The organism is Pseudomonas sp. SJZ074 (assembly GCF_007828215.1).
GTDB lineage: Bacteria > Pseudomonadota > Gammaproteobacteria > Pseudomonadales > Pseudomonadaceae > Aquipseudomonas.
Window position 1 is genome coordinate 1 of the sequence record NZ_VIUE01000070.1, and the last position, 1,076, is coordinate 1,076.

The 1,076-nt window shown below is 65.1% G+C and carries 1 pseudogene; it reads right to left on the reverse strand.

Going from position 1 to position 1,076, the window contains the following annotated elements:
• Nucleotides 1-1,076, reverse strand: a pseudogene (locus tag FBX99_RS28790) (heme utilization protein); the annotation flags it as partial.

The following is a 1,076-nucleotide window of genomic DNA, read 5'->3' on the forward strand; positions in this document are numbered from 1 at the left end:
AGGGTGCTGTCACTCTCGATGATGCCCAGCCGGTTGTTCAATGCCCCGGTCAAATCCAGATCGATCTGGCTACCGGCAATCTGACCGTCGTTGTCGCCGCTGTTATCGAAATCGTTGCCGGTAACGCTGACCTTGCCCTTGGCATACAGCCCGCCGTTGCGGTTGTCGAAGTTGCGGGTGGTGACGGTGGCGTCGCCGGTCTGGGCCGAGATGCGCCCGCCGTAGTTGTCGATACCGCCCAGGGCGATCAGGTTCAGGCGCTGGGCCTGGGTGATGCCGCCCTGGTGGTTGTTGTTCAGGTCGTAGCCGTTTTTCAGCACGCCGCTCAGTTGGGTGGTCAGCAGACCCTGCAGGCTGGCGAGTACGCCGCCACGGTTGTCCAGGTTGCGGGCAACGACCATCAGGTCAGCGGCCTTGGCCTGGAGGCGGCCGCTCTGGTTGTCGAGGTCGTTGGCGACGGTCAGGGTCATGGCGCCCTGGCTCTGCACGGTGCCTTTGCCATTGGTGAGGCTGGCGGCGTCGATCTGCACGCCGCTGTTCTGGCTGTAGATCAGGCCATCGGCGTCGTTCTGCACCGTGCCTGTAGCGGTCAGGACAAGTTGATCATTGGCCGCGACAGTGCCGCGGTTGCGGTTGTCCAGGCCGGCGGTGAGCAGGGTCAGCAGGCCCTGGCTGGCGATCTGGCCGCCCTGGTTGGTGATCTGTGTGGCACGCTCGACCCGCAGCGGGCCGACGCTGGCGAGTTTGCCGTTGGTGTTGGTGAGGGCGCCGAGCAGGTCGAGGGTCACGGCAGCGTTGCCAATCAGCTGGCCGCCGGTGTTGTCCAGGGTGGTGCCGGTGAAGCTCAGGGCATGCTGGGCGTTGACGGTGCCGCCGGCGTTGCCGAGGGTCATGGCGTTGATGACCAGGGCGTTGCCGCTGTCGATCAAGCCGCCTTGGGCGTTGTTCAGCAAACCGCCGACGGTCAGGGTCTGGTCGCCACCGCTGGAGAGAATGCCGCCGCCGTTGTCCAGGCTGGCTGCGCTGACGGTCAGTTGTTTCTTACCGACCAGTGCGCCGGCATTGCCGTTGAGTAG